The following is a 6600-nucleotide window of genomic DNA, read 5'->3' on the forward strand; positions in this document are numbered from 1 at the left end:
GCTGCTTTTTTAGTTTTGTTTTACTGCACCGGTTGAATAATTAATGGTAATGTTTCTTTGGACATTCGGAACAAAGACATTGTATTCTAGAGAACCATCACTAGATTTAGCTTCGATATGAGCACCTGCCGGAACGATATTATTACCGTCATAAATATTGGTAACTCGGTAGCGAACTTGCTTATTCTGATCTAATGCTTTTCTCACCAGACCTTCGTAGTAATTTTGTCCTGTTGAGTTCTTACTTCGTGCTTCATTTGCCCAGGCAGTTTGCGTGGCAATATTAGATGGATTTGATTCGGATGCATCAAATCCATGAATACCACCAACTAGTGCATAGGCAAGAAGGTGTCCGCGATCGTATGCATGATTGTACCCGCCTTTAAGATTATGCGCCTGAAGGAAGCCAGCTGGTCGCCAATCCGTAGCACCATTCCCTGTGGCAATTCGGCTTTTATATTGACGAGTTGTCCTGTTTAACCAGGCATCACCTTGCCACGCCCTTCCTTGACGGTCAAGATGATTTACAGCATAGGGTGCACTTGCAATCTTAGTGTTAAGATTTGTTTGGTTATTATTGATAATAAATGCACCAGCTTTGTTCCAGGTAATTGAAGTGCCAAGTTGTTGGCGAACAGCCGGAGTTAAGACTGAATTAGCCTGTTCCTGAGTTGGCGGTAATGTTTTTTGATCGTTGTGACTGGTTTTCTTCCAATAAGCAATTTTACTAATATGGCTTAACGAAGCATTTGTTAGCTGAGGTTGCTGGATAACTCCAGTAACTACTAGTAAACCAGCAAGAGCAAATAAAAGGTGATAGAGGCGTTTCTTAAGTTTCATAAATTCACTCCATTTCTAATAATTCCAAAGTCTATTTTACTAGTTTGAACATACGTTTGGAATAATTATTTAGAATTAATTTATAAGTTCATTGTGTTTAATAAAATTGACACTTTCAACCGCTTTCACTAAAATTAAGGTAGTTATGATGCACTTGTTTACTGAGAAGGGAGTCGTCAAAATGTATTATTCAAACGGGAATTATGAAGCCTTTGCTCGACCAAAGAAGCCCGCTGGCGTTGACAAGAAACACGCCTACATCATCGGTGGTGGTTTAGCTGGCTTATCGGCAGCTGTGTTTTTAATTCGTGATGCTCAAATGCCGGGTGAGAATATCCATATTTTAGAGGAATTACCGGTTGCCGGTGGTTCTCTTGATGGTGAAGATCGTCCTGGAATTGGTTTTGTTACTCGTGGAGGCCGGGAAATGGGGGAACCATTTCGAGTGTATGTGGGACATGTATCGTTCAATTCCATCACTTGAAATTCCAGGTGCTTCCTACCTTGATGAATACTACTGGTTAGATAAGGAAGATCCAAACAGTTCTAATTGTCGTTTAACCTATAAGCGGGGAAATGAAGTTCCATCGGACGGTAAATATGGTTTAAGTAAAAAGGCAATCAAAGAGCTGACTAAGCTAATTATGACCCCTGAAGAAAAGTTGGGAAGGGAGACTATTGGTGAATACTTCTCTGATGATTTCTTTGAAAGCAATTTCTGGATTTATTGGTCAACAATGTTTGCGTTTGAACGGTGGCACTCTCTAGCTGAAATGCGTCGTTATATGATGCGGTTTATTCACCATATTGATGGTTTACCGGATTTCACTGCACTGAAGTTTAATAAGTATAACCAATATGAATCAATGACCAAGCCACTATTGGCCTACCTGAAAGATCATCATGTCAAGATTGAGTACGATACCCAGGTAAAGAATGTTATTGTTGATACTCAGGGGCGGCAAAAGCACGCTAAGCGAATCTTATTAACTCATGCCGGTAAAGATAAAGTTGTTGAGTTAACGGACAATGACCTTGTCTTTGTCACAAACGGTTCAATTACAGAAAGTTCTACTTACGGCAGTCACCATCAAGCAGCTCGACCAACGCAAGCACTTGGTGGTAGTTGGAAACTGTGGGAAAACCTTGCTCGGCAGTCAGCTGATTTTGGTCATCCTGATGTCTTTTGCAAGAATCTTCCAGGGAGAAGCTGGTTCATTTCCGCTACTGCAACCGTTAAGAACCCGCAAGTTGAACCATACATTGAACGCTTAACCAAGCGGGATCTCCATGATGGCAAAGTTAATACTGGTGGAATCATTACGGTCACTGACTCTAATTGGATGCTTTCCTGGACAATTCACCGTCAACCGCACTTCAAGAAACAAAAGAAAAATGAAACCATTGTTTGGATTTACGGTCTGTACTCTAATACAAAGGGAAACTATATTAAGAAACGGATCGTTGATTGTACTGGTGAAGAGATTACTAAAGAATGGCTATACCATCTGGGGGTTCCAGAAGCGTTAATTGACGATTTGGCTAAGGAGAGTTCAATTAATACTGTTCCAGTATATATGCCATTCGTCACTAGCTACTTTATGCCACGAGTTAAGGGCGACCGTCCAGACGTTGTTCCAGAAGGATCTGCTAACTTGGCATTTATTGGTAACTTTGCTGAATCTCCAAGTCGTGATACCGTATTTACCACGGAATATTCAGTACGGACCGCAATGGAAGCCGTCTACACTCTATTAGATGTTGATCGGGGAGTTCCAGAAGTCTTTAACTCTATTTATGATCTTCGAGAGTTAATGCGGGCAATGTATTACATGAATGATAAGAAGCCGTTAAAAGACATGGACTTGCCAATTCCAAAGATTGTTGAAAAGCCATTATTAAAGAAACTCCAAGGAACGTGGATTGGTGAATTAATGGAGCAACAGCACTTACTATAAAGATGAAAGAAGCTGGAAATTTCCGGCTTCTTTTTTATGTAGCTTATCGGGGAACCACTTGCAAAAAGGGATTAAATAGTCGAAAATAAAACTAATATATTTATTGATAGTAAAGGATTATGGTCATGACAGAAACTGCTGATATAAGAAAAATTCATATTGTTTTTGATGGTCAAGAAACACCACCATTAAAGATCCATCAACTATTTGATTCAAAAAAATACGATCAGTTAATCGCAGTAACTGGGAAGATTACTGCTGACTTCATTAATAAATACCTTAGTAATTTTATCAGTATTAATGTAGCGTTAAGCTCCCAATCAACTAGTGAATTAAGTGCTGATGAGATGGTGACAAAGGTTGCACTTACCAATGCTCTCCTTAGTTCAGCAAATAAAGAAGCTGCTAAACTCTTCTCAGCGTTAACCAGTGACAACCAAACGAACGTCTTAAATAATCTTTTTCGCGTATCAATCGCGCCTACTCAGGTTATCCATTCTAAGTTTTACTTGTTAAGTAGTTCAACTACTCATGATTCCCGTGTGATTCTTGGGAGTGTAGATTTAGACGAAGCTTCATTTGATGCTCACCGAAATCAATTTGAAGAAGTATTGGTATTTGACAATGATGTCCGCTTATACCAAAACCTTGCTGACCACTTTAAAAAGGATTTTAAGCCAGTATTGAAGCCTTTCTTTACTACGAACCTAGTAAAGGCAGCTCAAAAGCAAGTTGAGGAAGGAAAGAAAGATCAGGATAGCGGTAAGGGACCGGTTATCCTTGATAATGAAACAACAGATAAGATCGCTGAAACAGACATGGTGGATCTGTTGAAGCATGACCTTCAGCATGATATTGACCATAATCTTGTTCCTGAAATGATCACAAAGTCAATGCGTGATATTACCATAAATCGTTCTCAAGCAAAGGAGAAAATTGCTAAGCAGGTTAAGCAACATGATACGATTTATACTTTGCAAAAAGAAGCAGTCTCTCCTCGGGCAGCTAAGCCAAAACTAAAGACTCAAGAAAAAATTACCAAGCAGGTTCAGGATGCTTTGATCAGTGGAATGTCACCACAGCAACGGGATGCTGAGAAAAAGTACACGACGTTTCTGTACGATCGGCCAATGGAACGAAACATTGCGAATAACAATAGTGGCCTATACGTTCCTAATGATACGGGAACTCACCCAATCCCATTTGGTAGAATTGCAACTATTTCTGAAATTCGTGACGGTTTAAAAAGCATTGATGCTGTTATGAAAGGCTATCAGCAGTTTGTCGTTGATTATGATGCTGACTACGGGAAGCGGTTCTTTGAAGCAATTTTGTATAGTTTTACTGCGCCATTTTTATGGGAAATTCGTTCTAAAGCTAGCCTGAACCCTGAAGATGGGAATGATGTTCCTAATTTCCTAATCTTAGGGGCAACGGCTGGTTCAGGAAAGTCAACTCTTCTCCGGATTATTAATCAGCTCACATGGAATACTGATCGCTCGTTGATTGACTTTGGAACGATCTACCCATCGCAAACTCCCCAAAAGAAAGCAAAGACTGTTGAGGCGATGGAACATTATATGAAACTTGGTAGTTCATACCCGGTTTTGTTAGATGAAATTGAACCATACTTCTTCCAGCAAGATCAATATAGTCGACATCTGATCGTTGATATTATGAATGAGCTTGTAAACCATCCGCACCCAATTGCTCCATTAATTGGAACAACTAATTATGATTCAGGTTTTACTATGCTTCGAGAAACCGCTCGGCGTACTTACTACCTCCAAATTGACAAGGTCATTGATGAGTCGCAGAAAGGAGCAGCTAACCAGTATATCTTTAACGTTCGAAAGACACTGAATAATACTCTGTTTAAGGACTTTGTAATGCGAATGGCGAACCTTCTTGAAGACGATGAAACCCCATGGCGGGACTTCAATTCTGATACGGGACGACTTGACTTCCTTGCAATGACCAGGCAGTTATTTAAGAACTATTATGAAATGGCTAATCTCCCATTGCCTGATTACTTCTCCGAGACAATCTGTGATGACTTTAAGGAAAGCTCGCGAAATCGTTGGGCTAAGCTTTACCTGACCCAGCAAGATGATTTTCAATATCGTCAGGGGGATGACAGTTTACTATTCGATATTTCAAAGTTGAACACCTTTAACGGCTTTACAGCTGATAGTATCGAAAAATACCGAAATGCTTTGCCAATTGAGCTTTGTGTAGATGGGATTAATGGTAAACGAGGGAAGTTTGTTGAAATTAAGGCTCCAGAATTCTTCCGCTGGATTGGTGAGCACAATCCTTATGAGAAAGAGAATCCCGTTACGAGTACTGATGAACAATCAACTTCTCCAGTTGAAGAAGAAAAGCCAAAGAAGAAAGGCTTCTGGGCCCGGTTATTTGGTTAAGACGAACCGAGATGATAAGTAATGAGACGATTATTAAAAGGGTTCACCGCAACTATTAGTATTCTATTAATACTGATGTTAATCATTCAATTTACTATCCTATTACCATTGCCTAATCATTCGTTAAAAACAAGTGACTATCGTTCAAATATTCATTACGATGAAACGCCAACTGTAATGATTCCTGGCTGGGGCAGTAACACAACTACTTATTATCGAATGACGCATTACTTTGAAAGTCATCATTATGCGCAAAAGGTAATGACAGTATGGGTGTCACCAACAGGAACGGTTAAAACTAGTGGAAGTTATCATCAGCAGAAAAATGCGCTTATTCAAATACTCTACAATTGGAACTATAATGCCTCTTACCATCCCCAGGTTTACCAATTAACCAAAGCGCTTCAATTACTTCATGATCGTTACCATATTAAACGAATGAATGTTATTGCCCATTCTTATGGGGGAACCGAGTTTATTCATGCTTATATGAGTTCTGAAAAACTACAAAAAAACATTCAACTTCATAAAGTAGTTTTTCTTGGTGTCCCAGTTGAAGAGAGTTTTGGCGTTAAAGTAAAGTTTGTTCCTAATTTAAACCGTAAATCAAAGGATCGTAATTTCCACCAGTTGGAGCAGCAGATGAGAAGCTGGCATCCTAACTCTTCTATCAAGTTTTTTAATATCATGGGTGGCAGGGATGAATCGGTCCCACGTGTACAGTCAGAAATGCTTCAAACACTTGTGAGGATTCATCCAGAGATTCAATACAGACAAGTAGTGGTTCCCAAGACCAATCATTTTCAACTCCATGATCGAATGGCGATTATACAGCGAGTCGCCAAGATACTTTGGGATAAGAATTAGGTTTAAGGAAGTGGTTTAATGGAAAAAGAACATGGGCAGGTAACTGGTATTATTTGGCGCGGCCCAGAAGATCTAGCGGTTTATCAACTAGTTAAGCAATATGCAGAAAAACAATCATTAACCGTTTCTGCAGCAGCTAAAGAATTAGTAAAAATCGGCCTTAAAGATATAATGACAAAATAAAACAGAGCATTGCTCCTTCATTCCTCTTAATTAGAGGGCAGAGTGACAAAGCTCTGTTTTTATTTCTACTTATTTTTCAGGTAAAATGCTAGGCATATTAATAGTAGCAAAACAATAATCGCCAAACGCGGGTTTAATTTAAACAGCTCATGCATTGCATGGACTTCACCAATACCAACAGGTAATGAAGGTAACAATAAAACCAACTTGTTAACAACGGTTTTAAAATGTAGGAAATCACCGATTTGAAATTGTCGGATTTCCTACATTTCTTTATACTGGTTTCATCAATTATTTGAGGTGATTGTATGAAATCAGAGTTGAAAAAG

The 6600-nt window shown here is 39.2% G+C and carries 4 protein-coding genes and 1 pseudogene; 4 read left to right on the plus strand and 1 reads right to left on the minus strand.

Features of this window, described 5'->3' with window-relative positions; all coding sequences use genetic code 11:
• Positions 1 to 9 precede the first annotated feature (9 nt).
• Positions 10 to 840: a DNA/RNA non-specific endonuclease gene (locus tag HUK49_RS07365; protein WP_191913232.1), complete on the minus strand. Its 831-nt coding sequence runs from the start codon at positions 838 to 840 to the stop codon at positions 10 to 12.
• 181 nt (positions 841 to 1021) lie between these two features.
• On the opposite strand from HUK49_RS07365, the pseudogene HUK49_RS07370 reads away from it, so the two are divergent.
• The 4 genes and pseudogenes from HUK49_RS07370 to HUK49_RS07385 all read left to right on the plus strand — a co-directional run bounded on the left by HUK49_RS07370 (position 1022) and on the right by HUK49_RS07385 (position 6271).
• A pseudogene (locus HUK49_RS07370) lies at positions 1022 to 2798 on the plus strand (oleate hydratase).
• Positions 2799 to 2917: 119 nt separating this feature from the next.
• Positions 2918 to 5221 (plus strand): ATP-binding protein, encoded by a 2304-nt coding sequence (locus tag HUK49_RS07375; protein ID WP_413230871.1) that lies wholly within the window; start codon positions 2918 to 2920, stop codon positions 5219 to 5221.
• A gap of 21 nt (positions 5222 to 5242) precedes the next feature.
• Positions 5243 to 6088, plus strand: a complete 846-nt coding sequence (locus tag HUK49_RS07380; protein WP_191913234.1) for an alpha/beta hydrolase — start codon at positions 5243 to 5245, stop codon at positions 6086 to 6088.
• An 18-nt stretch (positions 6089 to 6106) separates the two neighbouring features.
• Entirely contained in the window at positions 6107 to 6271 is a 165-nt protein-coding gene (locus tag HUK49_RS07385) for a hypothetical protein (protein ID WP_178696315.1), read from the plus strand.
• Positions 6272 to 6600 lie beyond the last annotated feature (329 nt).

The sequence above is a fragment of the Limosilactobacillus portuensis genome (assembly GCF_014838735.1).
In the GTDB taxonomy this organism is placed as follows: Bacteria; Bacillota; Bacilli; order Lactobacillales; family Lactobacillaceae; genus Limosilactobacillus; species Limosilactobacillus portuensis.

What these genes read in the sequence shown, in the direction of transcription:
- HUK49_RS07365 (WP_191913232.1), bottom strand. Translation starts at nt 840, where the DNA reads ATGAAACTTAAGAAACGCCTCTATCACCTTTTATTTGCTCTTGCTGGT.
- HUK49_RS07385 (WP_178696315.1), top strand. Translation starts at nt 6,107, where the DNA reads ATGGAAAAAGAACATGGGCAGGTAACTGGTATTATTTGGCGCGGCCCA.
- HUK49_RS07375 (WP_413230871.1), top strand. Translation starts at nt 2,918, where the DNA reads ATGGTCATGACAGAAACTGCTGATATAAGAAAAATTCATATTGTTTTT.
- HUK49_RS07380 (WP_191913234.1), top strand. Translation starts at nt 5,243, where the DNA reads ATGAGACGATTATTAAAAGGGTTCACCGCAACTATTAGTATTCTATTA.